Raw genomic sequence first — 19,734 nt, forward strand, 5'->3', positions numbered from 1 at the left:
CGCTGAATCGCTTTTACAGCTTCACAGCTGCGTATATTTTTCTTTTTCCTGCCAACAGTTCCTCAGCTGCCTGTTCTTCTGATCCACTCAGAATTCTATCCCTTTCCTGGCCATAATTCCTTTTTGGTTAGGATGGCGGACACAGCGCATTTCCGTAATATAGTCCGCAGCATCCGTCAAAAAAGCGGGGGCATCCCTTCCGGTGCATACCACCTCCACAGCCTCCGGCTTATGCAGCAGGAAATCCTTCAGCCTGCCGCCGTCCAGCAGCCCCCAGTTCACAGGGTAGGTCACCTCATCCATCACAAGGACATCGGCCTTTCCCTCCTGTGCCTGCAAAATCGCCTCCTCCAGAATCCGGTTATGAATTTCTGTCAGCTCCTCCTTCTGTTCCAGGGTCATAGAGGAAAAAAATCCGAAATCCTTTTCACTGCGCAGAATCCTGATTTCAGGGATACGTGCCAGGCTGTGAAGCTCCCCCGTATCCCTGCCCTTCATGAACTGTACAATCAGCACCTTTTTCCCCGATCCTGCCGCACGCAGGGCCAGTCCCATGGCTGCTGTGGTTTTTCCCTTTCCTTCTCCCGTATATAAATGAATCAGTCCTCTTTCCAGCTTCATCCCGACGTCCTCCCTTTCCTTTTCACATATCGCTGTCTTCCTGTTGGGACAGTCCTTATTTCCGCAGGAGGAACACAGCTCTGTACAGGCCGTGTCCCCCAGCCGTGCCTGGTACACCACGCTTTTTTTCGGTGAAAGTACGTAAAAGCGGTTGAAGGAAACCGTTGTCTGCCCGATTTGGGAAAACATCCCTTCCATGGCCTCCAGCGGAAACTCACTTCCCGGAAAAAGCATCTTTTCCACGAACAGTCCGTATTTTCCCCTTATTTTTTCATTCAGCTCCTCATAGGCTTTCCACAGAAGCTCCGTGCAGATACACTCCGCCATATAGCTTTCCGTGAGCATTCCCTTTGCCGCATACCCTTCCTGGAGCCGGTCCGGCCCGCTGCCAAGTGTCACGATCACCTGACAGAAGCCATGCTTCCCGCCGGGAAGCATTAAAGCCTCACCGGACGCGGTTATGTTGTCCTCCGCGCCGGCCACCCCGGCTTCTTCCCCAGCTTTTCTCCCGGTTTCTTTTTGTGCTTCTTTTTTGGCTTCTTCCCCGGCCGCCTTCCATATCCTGTTTCCGATTCTTTCCCTATCCGGCCCGGAATACACATAATAGCCTTCCGGATCCAGATATTTCCGCACTTCTTCATAAACCTGAAAAAACAGCGGTAAGTCGGTATCCTGATAATGATACCGACTTATTGCTGTTTGTATATCTTCCTGCGTAAATTGTGGATTAAGTTGTATTTTTTCCATACTCCGCTTTCCCGGTATATGCGCAGCCCTGGCCGAAACGCCGCACTTTATCACTCATCAGTCAATGCCCTTCACCTGCATGGCTCTCATGGCATTGAGGATGGCGATAACCGCCACACCCACATCGGCAAAAACCGCCAGCCACATGTTGGCAATTCCGAAAGCCGCCAGAATAAGAACTAGGATTTTTACTCCCAGGGCAAAAACGATATTCTGTTTTACAATCCCCAGCGTCTTGCGGGAAATCCTCATGGCTGCGGCAATCTTGGACGGTTCATCCGTCATGATTACCACATCCGCCGCTTCAATGGCTGCGTCGCTTCCCAGGCCGCCCATGGCGATTCCGATATCCGCCCTTGCCAGGACCGGCGCGTCGTTAATGCCATCTCCCACAAATACCAGCCTGCCCTTTGACGATTTGGATGCGATGATTTTCTCCACCTCATCCACCTTATCACCGGGAAGCAGCTCTGAGTGAACCTCCGTCAGGCCTATTTGCGAAGCCACATAATCCGCCGTTTCCTTCCGGTCCCCGGTGAGCATTATCACCCGGTTAACACCCTCGGCCTTCAGCCCGCGGATACATTCTGCGGCATCCTCCTTGATTTCATCAGCAATAAGGATATATCCCAGATACTGGTCATTCTTTGCTACATGAACAATTGTACCAATCTGCGCGGCATTGGTAAAGCTAATTTTCTGCTGGCGCATCAGTTTTTCGTTTCCGGCATAAATGTCAAATCCGTCAATGACCGCATGGACACCGTGCCCAGCCAGCTCTTCCGTGCTTTCCAGCCTGTTTTTATCCAGTTCCTTTCCATAGGCCTTCTGGATGGAAAGGGAAATAGGGTGGTTGGAATAGCTTTCCGCATAAGCAGTAAGCTCCAGCAGCTTCTCCCCGGAAATCACCTCAACACCGTTTTCAGAAGCAGGCTTCACCTCCGTCACCTTAAAGATTCCCTTTGTGAGCGTGCCTGTTTTATCCATAACAACAATTTCCGCTTCCGCAAGAGCTTCCAGATAATTGCTCCCCTTGATCAGGACACCCGCTTTGCTGGCGCCTCCCAGCCCGCCGAAAAAGCTCAGCGGCACACTGATAACCACGGCGCAGGGGCAGGAAACCACCAGGAATGTCAGCCCTCTGTAAATCCAAGTGGACCAGCCTCCTAAAAACAACGGCGGAATTACTGCCAGAACAGCGGCACAGAGCACCACAATGGGCGTATAATACCTGGCAAATTTGGTGATGAAATTTTCCGCTTCTGCCTTTTTGCTGCTGGCGTTCTCCACCAGATCCAGGATTTTGGACACTGTGGATTCACCGAAGGGCTTGCTGACCTGTACCTCAAGCGCACCCGTCAGATTGATGCATCCGCTGATTACCTCTTCGCCGCAGAGGACCTCTCTGGGCACGCTTTCACCGGTGAGCGCCATCGTATCCAGGCTGGAATTTCCTTTTGTAATCACGCCGTCCAGCGGGATTCTCTCGCCGGGCTTCACCACAATCGTCTCACCCACGGCCACTTCATCCGGGTCCACCTGCTCTTCCACGCCGTCCCTGCGCACATTGGCAAAATCCGGACGGATATCCATCAGCTCCGTTATGTTCTTTCTGGAACGGTTCACCGCGTAACTCTGGAACAGCTCACCTACCTGGTAAAACAGCATTACCGCCACCGCTTCCGGATACTCCCCTACAAAAAAGGCCCCCACCGTGGCAATGGTCATAAGAAAATTCTCATCAAAAACCTGGCCCTTGCCGATGTTGCCCACCGCTCTCTTCACCACGTCTCCGCCCACAATCACATAGGCTGTCAAAAATACGGCCAGCAATACATACCAGGGCAGCCCCGGCGCAAAATTCTCAATCAGTACAGCAGCCGCAAAAAAAGCGGCTCCGATGATAATCCGTTTCAGTCTTTTCTTTAATTTCCTGGTCATTATTCTTCATCCTCCTGAATATGATCAAGCCCCTGGCTCAAAATTGTCTTGATATGTCCGTCGGACAGCGAGTAAAAAATAGTCTTCCCATCCCTCCTGCTCTTCACTAAATCCATCTGCTTAAGCACCCTCAGCTGGTGGGAAATTGCCGACTGCGTCATATTCAGTATCTGCGCCAAATCGCAGACACACATTTCGGAACAAAGCAGCACATACAGCATTTTAATTCTTGTAGTATCCCCAAATATCTTAAAAAAGTCAGCCAGATCATCCAAATCATCCTCCGCCGGCATCTGCGCATTTACTTTTTCAACAATATCCTCATGGACATGAATATATTCACAGCTCTCCGCATGCTCATAATTTCTTTTCATAGAAGCTCCTCCAATCATAGGGTATCCTTTATTTATTTTTTCATTCAAACATATGAACAATCTTTCATATGTTTAATGCTATTATATTCACCTCATGTAAAAAAAGCAAGTACTTTTATAAAAAAATTTGGTAACTGTTCAGTATCCCTCACAGCTCATACATTTTATTCAGCCCTGCTGCTGTTAAAGTTCTGCCCTATTTGGCCTTTATCCATCATTCCCATGTTTTCCGGTTTCTGTGTCCGCCAGCCTGTTTATGCATAAAGAATGACCGCCCCAAGCACCAGGGCGGCCATCTTCATGAAGGGTATAATCAACCAATAAATGGAAGAAAGCGTAAGACGCTATTCTTCACCCACCTCAATTTCCAGGAATTCGGGTGAATCGAAAAACTCTTTTAATGTAATACCAAGTCCTCCGCACAGCTTGCAGATTGTAAAAATCCCCGGGTTCTGGGTAGAACAATCAATGATGTGCATCAGTGTCGTCATCGGAACTGCGGAACGGTAGGACAAAGTATAATAAGACATGTCCTTTGCCGAGCAAAGGGTCTTAATACGGTTTGCTAACTTCTCCTGCTCTGACATATCCGGCCTCCTCAGCTTATAAATACATTTTATCCCATTTTTTAACAAAATTGCTTCCATATACGGTAGTAAAATGGTAAATTTTTGTTAAAACATGTATTTATTCCCCAACAAAGCCGAACCATTACTACATTTTTATAGTTTCCTTATTCCGCCCTTCATTCATACCGTTCCAATATATTCCTGGGGAATTCCACGCGCGCCGTCATCAGCGGATCTACGATTTGACATACAGACATATGCGAAACCAGCGACATCAGCATCTCGGATTTCACTTCCTCCAGGCCGGTCACCCTTCTCACAAATTCTTCCATCAGCCTGGCGGCTGTCTTTCCCGCCTCAAACACGGTAGCCGCCGACCGAATGGTAATTACAGCATCCCGGGTTATCAAAAACGGCGTGGGGATGGGAATTTCCTTTAATACACTTACCCTTACGGTAACCGTTCCCGCAATTTCCAGCCCGCAGCCAAAAACCTCTCCGTCTCCCATCAGGGCATGGAGATCTCCCATGGAAAGCAATGCTCCCGGAACCGCAACAGGCAGATAAAGGACCGTTCCTGCCCCGATTTTTCTACAGTCCATGTTGCCGCCGTGGACTCCGGGAACAGATGTGGCTATCCCTTCTCCCACAGGCGCCGTTCCGATGACTCCTATCATGGGACAGCAGTCAAGCAGCAGCATATCATCAAAGCGTATCTTATCTCCCTCGATTTCATACATTACCGCCTTTGCTTCCGGCAGTCTGCCTGCAAAAATACCCCATGAAAAGGAAGCGCACATAACGCCCCGGGAATGCAGGCTGATATCCAGGATTTCTACTTTCAGCACATCCCCCGCATCCGCGCCGTTAATATACAAGGGTCCGGTTGCTGGATTTACCAGGACATCTTCCCTGTCTCCCAGAGGACGCTCTTCACTGGTTACACTGTCGTCATAGCAGTCCCTGGTTTCAAATATTACCGTTTCCCAACTTTCGCAAATGGCTGACGGAGGAATGTTTTTATCCAGTCTGTCATATACCTTATCCCTGCTGATTGTAAGCATCTTCGGCTCCTTTCATAGTTCGGACGCAATCTTTGCATCGTCCGGACCGGTCATTTTCGCATCGGCGGCATCCGCTGGTGTTTCGGCCGCCCGTTCCGCTTCTTCATCCCCGACCAGCCCCAGCCCCTTCAGAATTCCCCAGATATAGGGAGCGCCGAACATACTGAGCTTCTTCGGCCCGCGGATCGGCTCACTTGCCGCCCGCGCCTCCAGAATCTTTTTATAAGCCCGAAGCACGGTTGCCTCGGTAATGGATTTTTCCTTCCGGTCGCAGAAAAGCTCACGTCCTTTAATCCGGTAGGTAAAGGGAAGCTTTTTGCTCGTATAAAAGGTGGTTCCCTCATAGAGGCTTACCGCATGCCACAGACGGCCGCCCAGCAATGCTTCTTCGCCGCATTCCTTTACTGCCTGTACGGCTTTTTCACGTTCCCTGACAAAATTTTCGTCCATACTTTATCCTGTGTCTTTCCTGCTTTTCTATTTATCAGCATCTTCCCGGAAAAGCTGTGGGAGAAAATCATAGATACACTGTCTCCAGACATTCCAGTCATGCCCGCCTCTGTACTCCCTGCGCACACAGGGAATCCCGTTTTCTTCACAGAAAGCATCGTCCTCTGTAAAAAAATCCCAGAACTCATCCTGCCTTCCCATAGCCCGGAAAAACAGATGCTGCTTCTCCTGGAATTCCTTTTCTTTCATAATTTCCAGATAGCTGTTATCCAGGTTTTCTCCGATAAAATTGTGCATAAAACCACTGAACAGCCCCTCCCAGCCAAAAAGCTGCGAATAACGGCAGACCGTCATGCTTGTCTGCATGGATCCCATGGAAAGCCCGGCCATCGCCCGGTGATCCCTGTCCTTTTTCACCCGGTATTTCTTCTCAATGAAGGGAATGATATCCTGCACAAGCTCCTCCGGAAAAAGGCTGTGCCGGAGCACTGCCTCCCCATCCCCGTCTTCCTCCATGACCATACCGTTTGCCATAACGATAAGCATGGGCACGGCCTTTCCTTCCGCCAGCAGGTTATCCATGATATGATTCACCTTTCCCTGCCATATCCAGCCCCGTTCATTCTCCCCGAAGCCGTGCTGCAGGTAGAGTACCGGATATTCCAGCGTCCCCTCCTCATATCCCGGCGGCACATAGCAGATGCAGCTTTCCGTCCTTCCGGTAACAGCAGAGGGATAATACTCATGCCTGATATCCCCGTGCGGCACATCGTGCATCTGTAAAAATTCCGGCACCGGCCCGACCTCAATATAGTTCACCGGCCGTGAAAAGCCATAGCCAATGGGAAGGAACGGGCTGATTGCCAGACAGTTGTCCACGTAGAGATGCACATAATAAAATCCCGGCTCCAGAGGCAGATCCACCGTCCACACATCCTTTTCCGTCTCCAGGAACGGATACATGATATCGCCAATCTGCAGCTGGACATTCATCGCATTGGGAAAACGGAGCCTGACATAAGGCATGCCTTCTGCACGGTACAAAAGGCCTTCCCTGGAATTATGGGGAACCGGCTTACCATCCGGCGCCGTCATTACAGGCCGGCTGTACGCGCAGGATTGCTCCACTACCGCAGGATTATCCAGCCATTCCTTATCAGCATCGATTTGTCCGCGCACTTCTATGGTTAAATCCTCTGTAACAGCCTCCGCGGCCCTGAGCGTTTTCAAAACGCCGTCCAGATAGCTTCCCAGCCTTCTACGGCTCTTTGACAGCCCTTCTACTATAATATGTATTTTCCCGGAAGCTTCCGTAAGCACTGCGTAAATGTTGTCAAGATTTTCTCCCCTGGATTCCGGCAGATTCAGCTTTTCCTGCAGATATCTGTACAGTTCCTCCCTGGATCGGATCCCTGCAAAATTCAAATTTATCATACCCTTTTCCCTGTCCCTCATATTTTCATTCGTGCCTTCTTTATCCTTCATCTGCAGTTTTCCTCCCTTTAAAAGCACCGCAGCGTTTCAATCCGGCTCAGTCCCCGGAAATCGCCCTGCGAAGCTTTGCCTTAATCCTCTGAAGCGCATTGTCCGTACTTTTTCCATCCTTGCCCAGTACCCGGGCAATCTGGTTATAGCTCATCCCCGTAATGTAAAGATCCAGCACCTGCTTTTCAAAGCCGCTTAATTCCTTCTCAATCGCCTGCTCCAGCCCTTCCACATTTTCCCGGTCGATAAAAAGCTCCTCCGGACTCATTTCCAGCGCTGCAGGAATGGCGTTCATCAGACTGTTTTCCTCATTGCCATCCCCATCCGGCCCGATGTTTTTGCTGTACAGGGAAATATAGGTGTTAAGAGGCATGTGTTTCTTCCGGGAAGAGGCCTGCACTGCCGTATACATCTGTCTGGATACGCAAAGATCCGCAAAGGTGCTGAAGCTGGCATCCCTGCCGCTGTCATAATCCCGGATAGCTTTGAAAAGCCCAATCATGCCTTCCTGGATTAAATCATCGCTGTCCCCGCCTAAAAGGTACATGGACTTGGCTTTTGCCTTCACCATGCCCTTATATTTTTCCATAATGTAATCCGTGATATCATTTTCACCGTCCCGGAGAAGCACGATTAGCTCCTCGTCGGTATATTCCCGGTAGGAATCTTTCATTGGGAATCCGTTCCTTTCTTCTGCCTTAACTGCAGAATCCGTATCAAATCCGCCGCCACATGCTCTCCCAGAATCTCATAGCCCTCCGCGTTGGGATGTACGCCGTCCGGCATGAAATGCAGGACATTGTCTTTATCATGTCCGTCCAGAATATTGGAATTGTAAAGGTCAATCACTTCCATTCCATGTTCGTCCGCCAGCTCCTTGATGACATCCGCGAATTTATCCTGGGGAATCAGGTAGGGGTGTTGGATTTTCAGGTAATCCTGAAGGCTGTTGGGAAGAGGTGTCATGAAAATCACCTCCGCATTGGGATAGTCCGTCTTCAGCCCATCCATCAGTTCATCCAGGTCCCCCCAGAAGGTTCTCCTTTTACGCTCCGCGGAATTTCCGAATTCCACCAGGCTTGCACAGAACTCGTCATTTGTGCCGCCCATTACAAGAATGATATCGCTGTCCTCAGGGATTTTCTGATAGCGGTCTACAAAGGCGTCCGCCCAGTATCTCCCGATAGAAGAGCCTCCTATTCCCAGATTATATACTTTTCTGGCATCCAGCGTTTCCTGCAGGATATGAGGATAGGCAAGCTCCTGATAATTATCCAGATTATCCAGGTTTACGGCCTGGGTAATGCTGTCGCCCAGACAGGTTATTTTGATATCCGAAAAATCAATGTTGTTTCCCGATATCGTCTGTTTATCCAATTCATTGGCGAGAAGCGTTTCCTTATGGGAGCTGCGGACCTCCTGCCGTTGGGCCAGGGTGTAGTGTTTCCTGTCAAAAGGATCCTCCAGCTTTGCCGTATTCCTTCCCATATGAGCTATAATATCACTGTCGGAAACAGAATTGCCGGAGGCACTGCTGCCTGAAACGGTGTTGCCTGACGTACTGCTGCCTGAAACTGTGCTGTCGGAGGAACTGCCTCCCGATTCTTCTTTGCCGGATTCACTTCCGGAGGAGTTTTCCTTTTTTGAATCCTTATTTCCACCTGTGCTGTTTTGGGAAATGCTGTTTGCAGATATACTGTTGCCGGAAGTGCTGCCGGACAGGGAATTTCCTGAAATGTCATTTTCTGAAATACTACTGCCGGATACGCTTCCTCCGCATGGGCGGAGTAACTGCCTTGCGGGAATTCTGTTTCCTGAAATCTGATTCTCACCGCCGTCACTGCCGGGGCCGCCGTTGCCGGATATCTGGTTTCCGCTTACAGACGCCACACTGTTATTTCCTGATACCTGATTTTCACCGGCGGATTCCCCGTTGTCATTTCCGGATACCTGGCCTGCATCTCCGGATTCTGCTCTGCCATTTCCGGATACGAGACTTTCATCTCCGCCTTCTCCGCCATCATTTCCGGACACCTGGCCTGTGTCTTCGGCTTCCTCCCCGCCGCGGTCCATCGCCTGTCCTGCATCCGCTGTTCCATTTTCTGTTTTATCCACGGTTCCCACGCTCTGCAGCCCGCTGCTGTCCGCCTGCATGACCGGAGCGTCGGCCGCCCCGGACTGCCTGCTGCATGCCGCTGTAAAGGAAATCAGGAATACAGCCAGAAGACCGCATCCCGTAACCGCCAGAAAATTCAAATTTTTCATTTTTTCTTAATGCTCCTGCAATGAAGGAATGTTGCCTCTGTAGCTGTGAAGGGTTCAGGCAGTTACCTTCCTTCTACCTTTTTATATAAGTCTCTGTCTGACAATCTCATAAGCCAGCACGCCTGCCGCCACTGAGGCATTCAGGGAGTCAATGTTTCCCTTCATGGGGATGGACGCGACAAAGTCACAGTTTTCCTTCACCAGCCTTCCCACTCCTTCGCCTTCGTTACCAATAACAAGGCCGATTGCGCCGGTCAGGTTCAAATCATACATTCTGGTTCCGTCCATGTCCGCACACACAAACCACATTCCTTTTTTCTTTAACTCGTCCATGGTTTTTACCAGATTGGTCACCTTGGCCACCGGTGTGTAATTCAAGGCCCCGGCAGAGGTACGGGCCACGGTTGCGGTCAGGCCCACAGCCCTGTTTTTAGGAATAATGACACCGTGTGCGCCCGCCAGGTTGGCAGTACGGATGATCGCCCCCAGATTATGGGGATCTTCAATATTATCCAATAATATCAAAAAGGGCGGCTCCTGCCTTTCCTCAGCCAGCTTCAGCATATCTTCTACCTGCGCGTATTCATAGGCAGCGGCATAGGCAATAACCCCCTGATGTTTTCCTGTTTCAGACATCTGATCCAGACGTTCCCTGGAAACATATTTAATGAGACAATCCGTCTTTTTCGCTTCTCTTTTGATGGTCATAATCGGACCGTCCTGACAGTTGTCCAGAATAAAAACTCTGTCAATGGTTTTTCCCGAACGGAAGGCTTCTATAACCGCATTCCGCCCTTCTATGGTCAGTTCTTCGTATCTCATAACAACTCCTTCAGTTTCGCTCCGGCAGGTCACACCGGAACGGATTTTTCATACTCTTTTTATTCAGAGAGCAAGATCAAGCTCCCTGAGTGAAATTTTCACCAGCTCCATCAGCCGTTCCATCCGGCCGTCCAGATAAAGGTAGCCGTAAAGCGCCTCCAGTGCGGTGGCCTTCCGGTAATCCCCTACGGAAGCATTCTTGGCCGTGGTATAGGACTTGGCATTCCGCCCCCGCCTGTATACGGCAAGCTCCTCCTCCGTAAGATACTGCTGCAAAACAGTTCCCATCTCCGCCTGTGTCTGCGCCTTGACCAGATGGCTTTTTTCCTTATGCAGCCTGTTGGGGGACGCATTATGCCGCTCCACCACCACAGTCCTGATAATGAGATCGTAAATACAATCCCCCACGAAGGCAAGAGTCAGGGGGGAGTAGGTCCGAAGATCTACTTCCCCCAGGTTGAATTCTTTTTTAATCTGCGTAAGCAGGCTTAAGCTCTCTTCCATTTTACTCCCTCGCGGGTATCCTCCAGAATGATTCCCCTCTCAAGCAGCTCATCCCTGATTTCATCCGCTCTGGCAAAATTCTTTGCTTTCCTGGCTGCCTGACGCTCCGCGATCAGCGCTTCCACGTCCTCATCCAGCATTTCTTCCTTTTTCTCCACGATAAGCCCGCAGACATCGGCCAGCTCCTTGATTTCCTCCAGCAGCGCTTTTATATAAGCGGCGGAATTATCCGCGCCGGCATTGGTATTGGCAAATTTCACAAGCTCAAAAATAGCGGCAATGGCGTCCGCCGTATTAAAATCATCGTCCATAGCCTCGTCAAACTTCACTGCAAATCCGGCAGCCTCCTTAAGAAGCTTCTTCTCCTCTTCCGTGGCTTCGCCCGCGCCCGCTTTTTCCAGAAGGAAATTCAGGTTGGCTGCAGCGGTACGGATTCTGTCCAGACCGTTCTTGGCCGCTTCCATCAGCTCGTCGCTGAAGTTCAGCGGGCTTCTGTAATGAGCGGAAAGCATGAAGAAACGGACCACCTGCGGATCATATTTCGCCACAATATCACGCACGGTAAAAAAGTTTCCGGCAGATTTGCTCATTTTTTTATTATCAATATTTAAAAATGCGTTGTGCATCCAGTACCTGGCAAAGGTCTTGCCGTTTGCCGCCTCGGACTGGGCGATTTCGTTCTCATGATGAGGGAAAACCAAATCCTCCCCGCCTGCATGGATATCGATCTCTTCCCCCAGATATTTCTTGCTCATTACGGAGCATTCGATATGCCAGCCGGGACGGCCTTTGCACCAGGGAGACTCCCAGTAAGGCTCCCCATCTTTTTTCGGCTTCCAGAGTACGAAATCAAAGGGATCCTCCTTCTGAGCCTCGCCGGATACCAGCAGGGAACGCTTTCCGCCCTCCAAATCGTCCAGATTCTTATGGGAAAGCTTACCATATTCCTTAAAACTTCTGACACGGAAATATACCGTGCCGTCCTCCGCCGCATAGGCATGCCCTTTGTCAATCAGCTCCTGTATCATATCCAGCATGCCGCAGATTTCCTGGGTTGCCTGGGGATGGGTGGTGGCAGGCTTCACATTAAGGGATTCCATATCCTTTTTGCATTCCGCAATATAACGCTCGGAAATCACCGTGGAATCCACGCCCTCTTCAATCGCCTTCTTTATGATTTTATCATCCACATCAGTGAAGTTGCTCACATAATTTACTTTATAGCCCTTATGCTCAAAATAACGGCGCACCGTATCAAATACAATCATCGGACGGGCATTGCCGATATGGATCAGATTATATACAGTGGGGCCGCAGACATACATTTTAACCTCACCGGGGGTAATCGGCACAAATTCTTCTTTTCTCTTTGTCAGGGTGTTGTAAATTTTCATCTTGACTGGTTCTCCTTTTTCATATTCTCAAATAATTTTATCGTAACTGTTCAGGACGCTCAGTTTTCCGTCTGTTTCTCCCCGCATGACACGGGACAGCCCTCCTGCCCCTTCTGACAGCATTTTATCTTCTCGTGACACCGTTCCTTCTGCCGGCACACCTCACGATAAGCGCATTTTCCTTCCTCACAGCTTTTTTCCTCTGTTCTTTTAAGGTAACGCAATTCCGCCTCCAGGTCAAGCAGTCTGTTGATTAATTCACTGTTTGCATGCTGAAGATTGGAAATATCCTCTTTCACAGGGTCAGGCAGATTGACCTGATCCATGGTATCACGGGGAATCGGCTGATTTCCCCTTTTCACCACCCGGCCGGGCACCCCCACCACAGTGGAATTGGGCGGCACCTCCTCCAGCACCACGCTTCCCGCACCGATTTTGGAATTTTCCCCTATGGTAAAAGACCCCAGCACCTTGGCGCCGGCGCTTATCATAACATTATCCCCCACCGTAGGATGCCTTTTCCCATGCTCTTTCCCGGTTCCCCCCAGCGTTACTCCCTGATACAAAGTCACATTATCCCCGATAATCGCCGTTTCCCCGATAATCACACCATTTCCATGATCAATAAAAAACCCCCTGCCAATCTGCGCTCCCGGATGGATTTCAATCCCCGTTTTCCTTACGCCCCTCTGCGAAATCCACCTTGCCAGAAAAAAATGGCCCGATCGATACAGCTTATGAGCCAGCCTGTAATGAAGCATGACCTTAAAGCTGGGATAAAGAAATACCTCCATAGAAGAATGTATTGCAGGGTCACGCTCCCTGATAATCCTAATCTCCTCTTTTATGTTTCCTATAATACCCATTTACCTTCCTTCTTTCCAGGGCAACAAATAAACCGCGGTTCCTTCCCTTCTCTGCAACAGAGACGGTTGAAGCCGCGGTTCCACTCTAATTCAGGTTAATACCTGCACTCAAAACGCGTAACGTGCGTAAACGTACCCGGCTACAGGAAAACTCCCCTCACCCGATCAGCTCCCGGAGGCACTTTCAGCCATATCTGCCAGGAATGCTTCCAGCCGGTGACACTCCCTCTCTGCGGCAAACCAACAACCTACTCTTTCCGTTCATCGCCTTTTTCCTTCATTTGCTATCTATATACAGGATATGCAAAACTCCTTTTTTTGTCAACTTCTTTTTACGTATTCCCCCACCTAATCCCCTGTTAAATTATTCTAAGCTCTTTATCAGTCAATGCTAACTAGTACAACACAAAAATAATAAGTACCATATATCGTTTTTGCATAATGTATGGTAAAATATACTCATAAATGAAAGGATGATCGCCATGAAAAATACATTCCTTCCCTTAACAGATGAGGATAAAAAATACCTTAAATCATTATCAAAAACAAGAACAATTCAGGCGCAAGTAGTTGATCGTGCAAGAATTCTTTTATACAAAGCCGATGGTTTGTCATTTGATGAAATCGCTTGCAGATTGGCTGTCAGAGGCCTGTAAAATTAGGATATGCACAGGAACTTTGGACATTAGCAAAGCTTCATAAACACATTCAGAAACATGCAGAAGAAGCTGGCTTTCCAAGGCCTTCAACAGTTACAAAAACTTATATTCAAAATTTCTTAAGGATAATGATATCAAACCATTCAAAATCAAGTATTACTGTGAAAAACGTGATCCGGATTTTGAAGCAAAAATGCATGAAGTTCTGCTTGTATACAAACAGGTTGAGATGCAGTTCGACGCAAATGGTGAAATCATAGTATCGGATGATTATAAGCTTACAATAACTGTTTCTTATGATGAAAAGCCGGGAATCCAAGCAGTTTCAAATACTTCAGATGACCTGCGCCCAACAGAAAATAACGGTGAAGTCTATCGCGATTATGAATATAAACGCTTGGGAACAATTTCTCTGTTGGCAGGGATTGATCTGCTTACAGGAGATGTCCTCATATTTCAGCAGCACATCCAGCTTCTGCCTGCAACGGATGAAAGAAAGCATGTCGGGCAGACTGATAATCCTTCCCATAATTGCCGGCTGGCTGACAGTATCCGGCTCAAGCACAAGCTCCTCAAATTCCGGATAAATCAACGCCTCCTGTATCACCGGGCCCTTTTCCCGGCTGTAAAGGAAATAGCCCACAATCCGCTTATCATCCAGAAGCAGGAAACTGTCCCCCTGCTGGGCGTACATTTCCTTCAGCATCATTTCATAGTACTCCGCGGAGCGTTCCGTATATACCTGGAACCTGCGCTCCAGCAACGGAACCGCAAAACGCACCACCTCCGGGATATCCTCTTCCTCCATGGGCCTGACCTCCAGCATACCGTATCCCGGCTGTTCTTTTTTCTCCAGGACATAGACCTGATAAGGCGTCATGGAAACCATGGACAGCAGCTTTCCATCCTCCTCCAGTATCAGGGCGTTGTTTTTTTCCGCCTTATTATCAAAATAATAGTCGTTGAACAGCTTCGTGTCTTCTGCAAAAGCTTCTTCCCACAATTCCCTTAAACTACGGCAGCCGGCAGCCTCCAGCCGTCTGATCCGCTGCTTTTGTAATTCCATCCCTTTATCCAACCTTCTTCATTATTTATGCCTTCGGGCAGCCTCCACACCCGGCGCAGCCTCCGTTCACATCCTGGGAATACAGGCCGTAGGGTGTATTCAGAAGGCAGACGGCCTGGGAAGAAATGCCCTCTCCTGTCCCGGTAAAGCCAAGCCCTTCCTCTGTGGTTGCCTTTACATTCACCTGATCCACCTCAATTTGCAGCGCCTGCGCAATATTTTTACGCATTGTATCGATGTGGGGACGCATTTTAGGTGCCTGCGCAATAATGGTTGCGTCAATATTTTCAATCAGAAAGCTGTGTTCCTCCAGAAGTTCGCCCACCTTACGCAGAAGCTCCATACTGCTGATTCCTTTATACGCGGGATCGGTATCGGGGAAATGCTTTCCGATATCCCCAAGCGCCGCAGCGCCAAGCAGGGCATCCATGATGGCATGCAGAAGGACATCCGCATCCGAATGGCCGAGAAGCCCTTTTTCATAAGGGATTTCCACTCCGCCGATAATCAGCTTCCTGTCCTCCGTAAGGCGGTGTACGTCGTAGCCCATTCCTATTCTCATGTGTTACTCTCCTTAATAATCTGATCTTTTCAAAATGCATGTCGCAGCTTCAGCCTGCTCTGCAAGGGAACAGGCTGAAACCGGACTTTAATGAGAGTATACCACATTTTCCCTTTAAAAAAATCATTTTGAGGAGATTTTTTCGATTACATCAGCTGCTTTCTGCGCTCCTCCGGCTTTTCTGAAGCTTTCTCCGATTCCGCCCGCGGCCACACGAAACCGGGCATTCTTCAAAACCTGCAGGATACTTTCCCGGATTACGGAGGCTCCCCTTCCCGGCAAGGGGATTCCGGCCCCCACCTCCTGCACACGGCGGGCAACCGCGCCCTCCTCCGGCTGCTGGGGAAATAATACCATAGGCACGCCGAAATACAGGCTTTCGCTCACACTGTTCATGCCGCAGTGGGTAAGAAATACATCAGTCTCCTGAAGCACCTCCAGCTGATTGACCCTGGGTGTTACCTGAAAATTATCCGGAATAACTCCGAGTCCGGAAATATCTGTGCGCCCGCCTACTGACATAATGACATCCACAGCTTCTGTTTTCAGCGCTTTCATGCAGCTTATGTAGAAATCCTCCTGCCTGTTCAGCACGGTTCCCAGGGATATGTAAACCAGCGGCCTGCTTTTCTTATGTCCTGACGGCTTCGGAACCGCAATGGAAGGGCCGATGAAGGTAAATTTATCGGAAAAGGTTTCCGACATGGGCTGGAATTCTTTCGATGTATAAACAATGGTTTCCGTATCATTATCATTTTGTAACAGCTCGTAAAACTGCCGGATTTCATAACCATGGCGGCGCAGCTGCCTGAGCCTGGCATTGATTCGGGGCATCCCGGACAGCATACGCAGAAGCTCCGAAAGGCTCTGCTTCATAAGACGCGCCGTCTGCTGATTAAATGCAAAGGTGGTTGTGGAGCAGACGAAGGGAACATTCAGTATTTTCGCATACAGCTTTCCCCAGATACAGATGGAATCCGATACTATACAATCCGGCTTCCAGGCCCGCAGCTCACCCAGTACCTTATCTTCCATGGCAAGCGTTACATCCACAGTCATATCCACCAGGGAGGACAGATCCTTGCCTACTTTTTTGTCAATATCTTTTGGAGCGGGAGGCATAAAATCATCGCAGGGTATGCAGACGGCGCCTGTTTCTTCAATACGGGACCGGAACTCATAAAAGGAATAGTAATGAACCTGATTTCCCCTTTTTACCAGCTCACGGACGACCTCTATGGTAGGATTGGTATGCCCATAGGCAGGAATGCAGAAAAATACAATTTTACTCATGTCACAGTTTTCCTTTCTTTCACATATGCACTTTTGTATTAAAAGTATTACTTTTCTTACTTTTCACACTTTCACTATAGTTCATATAAGATCGGATGTCAATGAAAATAAATCAATTGTTCATTATTTAGCTTGACGGTTCATGTAATCTCTGATATCCTCAACACAAACCAACCGTCGGTTTATATGGAGGCATTATGGAAAGAAACAAATATCCTGAACAAACAGTTGAGAAAATCATAATTACAGCTGCCCGGCTTTTTTCAGAAAAGGGGTATGAGCAGACGAGTATCCAGGACATCCTAGACGCTCTGAAGCTGTCCAAAGGCGGGCTTTACCATCACTTCAAGTCAAAAGAAGAGATTCTGGAGGCTGTCATACAGAAGAGGGCACAGTATGTTTTTGACAGTTTCCATGAACTCATTCGTAATACTAAGGCTGAAAATGCAAAAGAGAAGCTGAAAAAAATTCTTTTACAGCTCGCGGATGACTCAGAAACCCATATGTTTGATAAAGTGTTATCATCGCAGGTCAATCCCTATTTCGTAGTCGGAAGCATGCAGTCAAGTATGCAGCAGGATGCGCCGACTCTCTGTGCACTGATTGAAGAAGGCATCAGGGACGGTTCCCTGCAGACGATGCAGCCCGCCCTTTGTTCAGAGGTTTTTCTGATACTTCTGAATTATTGGGCAAATCCTGCATTGTTCGGGCGTAACTGTGCGGAAACGAAGGAACGTCTGAATTACCTGCAGTTTGTTATGAGGCAGCTTGGCCTGGATATTCTTGACGATAATATAATTGCAATCCTTGCCGAGGCTTATGGCTGATATAATATATCTGATGATTTTATCTGGAAAGCTTGGAGCCGTTTTTTCTTGAAGGATGTAAAAATGACTGTTGCCATAGACGGTCGTTTTTTTTGACAATATAAAGACCGACGGTTGGTTTTTATATAAGATAATTAAATATCATATTCCAGGGGGAAAAGGAAATGGATCAGAACAGATTACAAGAAAGCACAATGAAGGCAGCAAAGAAAACAATGGAATTAACCCGTTCCGCAATGGAGCATACGCAAAAGACTTTGGAAAAAACCCAGGAGCTTAGCCGTTTTGCAGCGGAAAAATAAAAAAAGCTGCGTACACCGTCAGCAAAAGCCGACAGAATCGGAACTGCTGTGGGAGGGATTGCCGGGGTGAGCCTGCTGCTGGGAGGCACAGTTTGGATGTGTATCGGAAAGCCTGCGTATGCCGCCGGGGCATTAATAGCAGGCGCCGCTGCGCTGCTGTCTAACCGCATTCATTATTATCAGATGAAGAGGGAAAAATAGGGTTCTGGGATATCCAGGGAAATCTTTATAAAAGATGCTTTTGAGAATTGGTGCATCTATGGCAGAAGATTGGATTATTTCAAAACAGGACAGCTAAATAATTTGTGTTTTTAATTTCAAGAAGGTCGCGGCAGGGATATGGCATCACTGCCTTAAAGCCCTCCCGGCGGCCGATATCGTGCAGAAGCCCCATTACATACGCTCGTTCGCCGTCCATACCGTTGATTTTGACTGCAATCAGACCGGCATTTTCCGCTACAGAAATACTGTGCCACACCCAGAGGCCCGGCATTTTTTCTGTTGCCAAATCAAGCTCCCGTCTTGCCTCCTCTGGTGTTAACATATTCATTCCTCCTGATTTTTCCCGGGGAACATATCATCAAACATCTGTCCTGTGCTGTCATAAGGAAGGATGCCGATTCCCTGTTCTTCATCCGCAAGCAAAAGCAGCATGTCCCCCGGTTCGATCTGAAACATATCCCGTACCTCTTTTGGAACTATAATCTGTCCCTTCGGCCCTACCTTGACGGTAGCCACAAATTTACCTTTCGGCGGTTTAAGCTTTGCCATGACAATTCCTCCCTTTTATCTGATACAGGAAAGCAGGCCTTCGGCAAATGCCGCCGCTGCATACTGCCTTCCATTTTCTCATCAGACTGGCAGGCATGGAAAATTATTTTCCCCCTGCTTCCGGTCTTACTTGTAAGAAAAATCGTACCATCATTTACCTGGCGCGTCAACCCGAACCATTTTCTTTTTATCTTTCTTTTTGTCCTTCTCTTTCAGACCAGCCAAAACATTCAGCACAGGAATTCTGACAAACAGTTCCCCCAAAAGCACTGCCGCCGCCAGTGAAAAAACAAACGTCAGTATATAATTCATGATATATGGAAGAGCAAGCTTTTCCGAAAGAAACCATGCAGCATAAATCATAGGAACATAGTGAAAATAATAAATGCCGAAGCTGCGGGTGCTCATCCGGGACGTAAAGCAGGTGCTTCGGTTCCACCACCGGCCGGCGGCTCCCAGTATTGCCAGAATCATGAGCCAGGTATAAAGCATCACCAGCCAGTTATTAACCACAGCCTGATAAGGCTTCCCCCAGGAAACGTCCGTCTGCGCCACACCTGCTGCAAGCCCCGCCGCAAGCAGCAGAATACAGTGCTTTTGCAGGCTCCGCTGGACTCTGTCATGAGAAAATACATAATATCCCAAAAGGAACAGAAGCAAATACAGTCCGATACGGAAGGTATAGGCAATATACAGAAGCCGGGCCGCTCCCAGGACCGGCAGATAAAACGCCAGCAGTACAGGAATACTACAGCGTTCGCCCCACGCAGAAAGACGCCCCTTTTTATCGGCTTTCCGAAACAGCACTAATACCAAAGACAGTACAAAAAGCTGAAGAAGGAACCAGGAGGGGCCCATGCCATTAACGATCCGGATGCAGAAGTGCGACAAGAAGTCGCATAATGAATTGCTGATAATCAGCTACCCTATCCATTTGGGGTAATCCTACCACAATCTGCGTGAATGGTAACGTTCAGGTGGGAAGCTTGTGGGACAATATGGGAAATCTGACAGCCTAAGTCGGACGTACCGTTAGGATAAGAGTGCTATGACGAACGTAAAGTGAATCATCGTAAGAGTCGTTACAGGGAATAAGTGAAATAAGGCTGATACACTTACACCAAAAAGGTGCGGAGGTGGTCGCGGCGGCTT

At 48.7% G+C, this 19,734-nt stretch carries 21 protein-coding genes, 1 pseudogene and 1 other annotated feature; of the genes and pseudogenes, 3 read left to right on the forward strand and 19 right to left on the reverse strand.

Annotation, left to right across the window (positions count from 1 at the left end):
• Positions 1–87 precede the first annotated feature (87 nt).
• The 13 genes from FYJ45_RS30875 to epsC form a co-directional block, all read right to left on the reverse strand.
• On the reverse strand, positions 88–1,368 hold the full coding sequence (locus FYJ45_RS30875; RefSeq protein ID WP_235930900.1) for a cob(I)yrinic acid a,c-diamide adenosyltransferase: 1,281 nt from the start codon (positions 1,366–1,368) through the stop codon (positions 88–90).
• Between the two features lie 57 nt (positions 1,369–1,425).
• Positions 1,426–3,309 (reverse strand): heavy metal translocating P-type ATPase, encoded by a 1,884-nt coding sequence (locus FYJ45_RS19315; RefSeq protein ID WP_154466746.1) that lies wholly within the window; start codon positions 3,307–3,309, stop codon positions 1,426–1,428.
• Positions 3,309–3,683: an ArsR/SmtB family transcription factor gene (locus tag FYJ45_RS19320; RefSeq protein WP_025491578.1), complete on the reverse strand. Its 375-nt coding sequence runs from the start codon at positions 3,681–3,683 to the stop codon at positions 3,309–3,311. Before FYJ45_RS19320 ends, FYJ45_RS19315 begins: the two co-directional genes overlap by 1 nt.
• A gap of 344 nt (positions 3,684–4,027) precedes the next feature.
• Positions 4,028–4,270 carry a helix-turn-helix transcriptional regulator gene (locus tag FYJ45_RS19325; RefSeq protein ID WP_025491577.1) on the reverse strand — a complete coding sequence of 81 codons (243 nt, stop codon included), beginning with the start codon at positions 4,268–4,270 and terminating at the stop codon, positions 4,028–4,030.
• 158 nt (positions 4,271–4,428) lie between these two features.
• Positions 4,429–5,316 carry an acetamidase/formamidase family protein gene (locus FYJ45_RS19330; RefSeq protein WP_154466748.1) on the reverse strand — a complete coding sequence of 296 codons (888 nt, stop codon included), beginning with the start codon at positions 5,314–5,316 and terminating at the stop codon, positions 4,429–4,431.
• Between the two features lie 12 nt (positions 5,317–5,328).
• Positions 5,329–5,766: a hypothetical protein gene (locus FYJ45_RS29720; RefSeq protein ID WP_195841895.1), complete on the reverse strand. Its 438-nt coding sequence runs from the start codon at positions 5,764–5,766 to the stop codon at positions 5,329–5,331.
• A 27-nt stretch (positions 5,767–5,793) separates the two neighbouring features.
• The gene (locus tag FYJ45_RS19340) at positions 5,794–7,251 is read right to left on the reverse strand and encodes an alpha/beta hydrolase-fold protein (protein ID WP_154466750.1); all 1,458 of its coding nucleotides are present in this window, start codon (positions 7,249–7,251) and stop codon (positions 5,794–5,796) included.
• A gap of 46 nt (positions 7,252–7,297) precedes the next feature.
• Positions 7,298–7,924 carry an RNA polymerase sporulation sigma factor SigH gene (sigH, locus tag FYJ45_RS19345; RefSeq protein WP_154466752.1) on the reverse strand — a complete coding sequence of 209 codons (627 nt, stop codon included), beginning with the start codon at positions 7,922–7,924 and terminating at the stop codon, positions 7,298–7,300.
• Positions 7,921–9,516, reverse strand: coding sequence for a GDSL-type esterase/lipase family protein (locus FYJ45_RS19350; RefSeq protein WP_154466754.1), 1,596 nt, complete (start codon positions 9,514–9,516; stop codon positions 7,921–7,923). The genes sigH and FYJ45_RS19350 overlap by 4 nt, the downstream gene beginning before the upstream one ends.
• 81 nt (positions 9,517–9,597) lie before the next feature.
• Positions 9,598–10,338, reverse strand: a complete 741-nt coding sequence (gene rlmB / locus FYJ45_RS19355; RefSeq protein WP_025491572.1) for a 23S rRNA (guanosine(2251)-2'-O)-methyltransferase RlmB — start codon at positions 10,336–10,338, stop codon at positions 9,598–9,600.
• A 63-nt stretch (positions 10,339–10,401) separates the two neighbouring features.
• On the reverse strand, positions 10,402–10,842 hold the full coding sequence (locus FYJ45_RS19360; protein WP_021635319.1) for a Mini-ribonuclease 3: 441 nt from the start codon (positions 10,840–10,842) through the stop codon (positions 10,402–10,404).
• Entirely contained in the window at positions 10,827–12,236 is a 1,410-nt protein-coding gene (gene cysS / locus FYJ45_RS19365; RefSeq protein ID WP_154466756.1) for a cysteine--tRNA ligase, read from the reverse strand. The genes FYJ45_RS19360 and cysS overlap by 16 nt, the downstream gene beginning before the upstream one ends.
• A gap of 59 nt (positions 12,237–12,295) precedes the next feature.
• On the reverse strand, positions 12,296–13,102 hold the full coding sequence (epsC, locus tag FYJ45_RS19370; RefSeq protein WP_154466758.1) for a serine O-acetyltransferase EpsC: 807 nt from the start codon (positions 13,100–13,102) through the stop codon (positions 12,296–12,298).
• Positions 13,103–13,157: 55 nt separating this feature from the next.
• Positions 13,158–13,376 (reverse strand) — a binding site (T-box leader).
• 208 nt (positions 13,377–13,584) lie between these two features.
• Here epsC and FYJ45_RS32795 point away from each other — a divergent pair.
• Positions 13,585–14,212: pseudogene (locus FYJ45_RS32795) on the forward strand (IS630 family transposase); the annotation flags it as partial.
• On the opposite strand, the gene FYJ45_RS19380 reads toward FYJ45_RS32795, so the two are convergent.
• From FYJ45_RS19380 to FYJ45_RS19390, 3 genes are all read right to left on the reverse strand, one after another.
• Complete coding sequence (locus tag FYJ45_RS19380) at positions 14,096–14,827, reverse strand: GNAT family N-acetyltransferase (protein WP_154466760.1); 732 nt, start codon at positions 14,825–14,827, stop codon at positions 14,096–14,098. The pseudogene FYJ45_RS32795 and the gene FYJ45_RS19380 overlap by 117 nt on opposite strands.
• A gap of 25 nt (positions 14,828–14,852) precedes the next feature.
• Positions 14,853–15,389, reverse strand: coding sequence for a 2-C-methyl-D-erythritol 2,4-cyclodiphosphate synthase (ispF, locus tag FYJ45_RS19385; RefSeq protein ID WP_021635324.1), 537 nt, complete (start codon positions 15,387–15,389; stop codon positions 14,853–14,855).
• A 123-nt stretch (positions 15,390–15,512) separates the two neighbouring features.
• On the reverse strand, positions 15,513–16,682 hold the full coding sequence (locus FYJ45_RS19390) for a macrolide family glycosyltransferase (RefSeq protein ID WP_154466762.1): 1,170 nt from the start codon (positions 16,680–16,682) through the stop codon (positions 15,513–15,515).
• A 197-nt stretch (positions 16,683–16,879) separates the two neighbouring features.
• Here FYJ45_RS19390 and FYJ45_RS19395 point away from each other — a divergent pair, with 197 nt between their 5' ends.
• Positions 16,880–17,509, forward strand: coding sequence for a TetR/AcrR family transcriptional regulator (locus tag FYJ45_RS19395; RefSeq protein ID WP_154466764.1), 630 nt, complete (start codon positions 16,880–16,882; stop codon positions 17,507–17,509).
• 164 nt (positions 17,510–17,673) lie between these two features.
• Positions 17,674–17,811: a hypothetical protein gene (locus tag FYJ45_RS19400; protein ID WP_154466766.1), complete on the forward strand. Its 138-nt coding sequence runs from the start codon at positions 17,674–17,676 to the stop codon at positions 17,809–17,811.
• Positions 17,812–18,091: 280 nt separating this feature from the next.
• On the opposite strand, the gene FYJ45_RS19405 is transcribed toward FYJ45_RS19400, so the two are convergent.
• The 3 genes from FYJ45_RS19405 to FYJ45_RS19415 all read right to left on the reverse strand — a co-directional run bounded on the left by FYJ45_RS19405 (position 18,092) and on the right by FYJ45_RS19415 (position 19,440).
• Positions 18,092–18,355, reverse strand: coding sequence for an HD domain-containing protein (locus FYJ45_RS19405; RefSeq protein ID WP_154466768.1), 264 nt, complete (start codon positions 18,353–18,355; stop codon positions 18,092–18,094).
• A gap of 2 nt (positions 18,356–18,357) precedes the next feature.
• Positions 18,358–18,582 (reverse strand): AbrB/MazE/SpoVT family DNA-binding domain-containing protein, encoded by a 225-nt coding sequence (locus tag FYJ45_RS19410; RefSeq protein ID WP_021635330.1) that lies wholly within the window; start codon positions 18,580–18,582, stop codon positions 18,358–18,360.
• A gap of 150 nt (positions 18,583–18,732) precedes the next feature.
• Positions 18,733–19,440 (reverse strand): acyltransferase family protein, encoded by a 708-nt coding sequence (locus FYJ45_RS19415; protein WP_195841897.1) that lies wholly within the window; start codon positions 19,438–19,440, stop codon positions 18,733–18,735.
• Positions 19,441–19,734 lie beyond the last annotated feature (294 nt).

The sequence above is a fragment of the Eisenbergiella porci genome (assembly GCF_009696275.1).
GTDB lineage: Bacteria > Bacillota > Clostridia > Lachnospirales > Lachnospiraceae > Eisenbergiella > Eisenbergiella porci.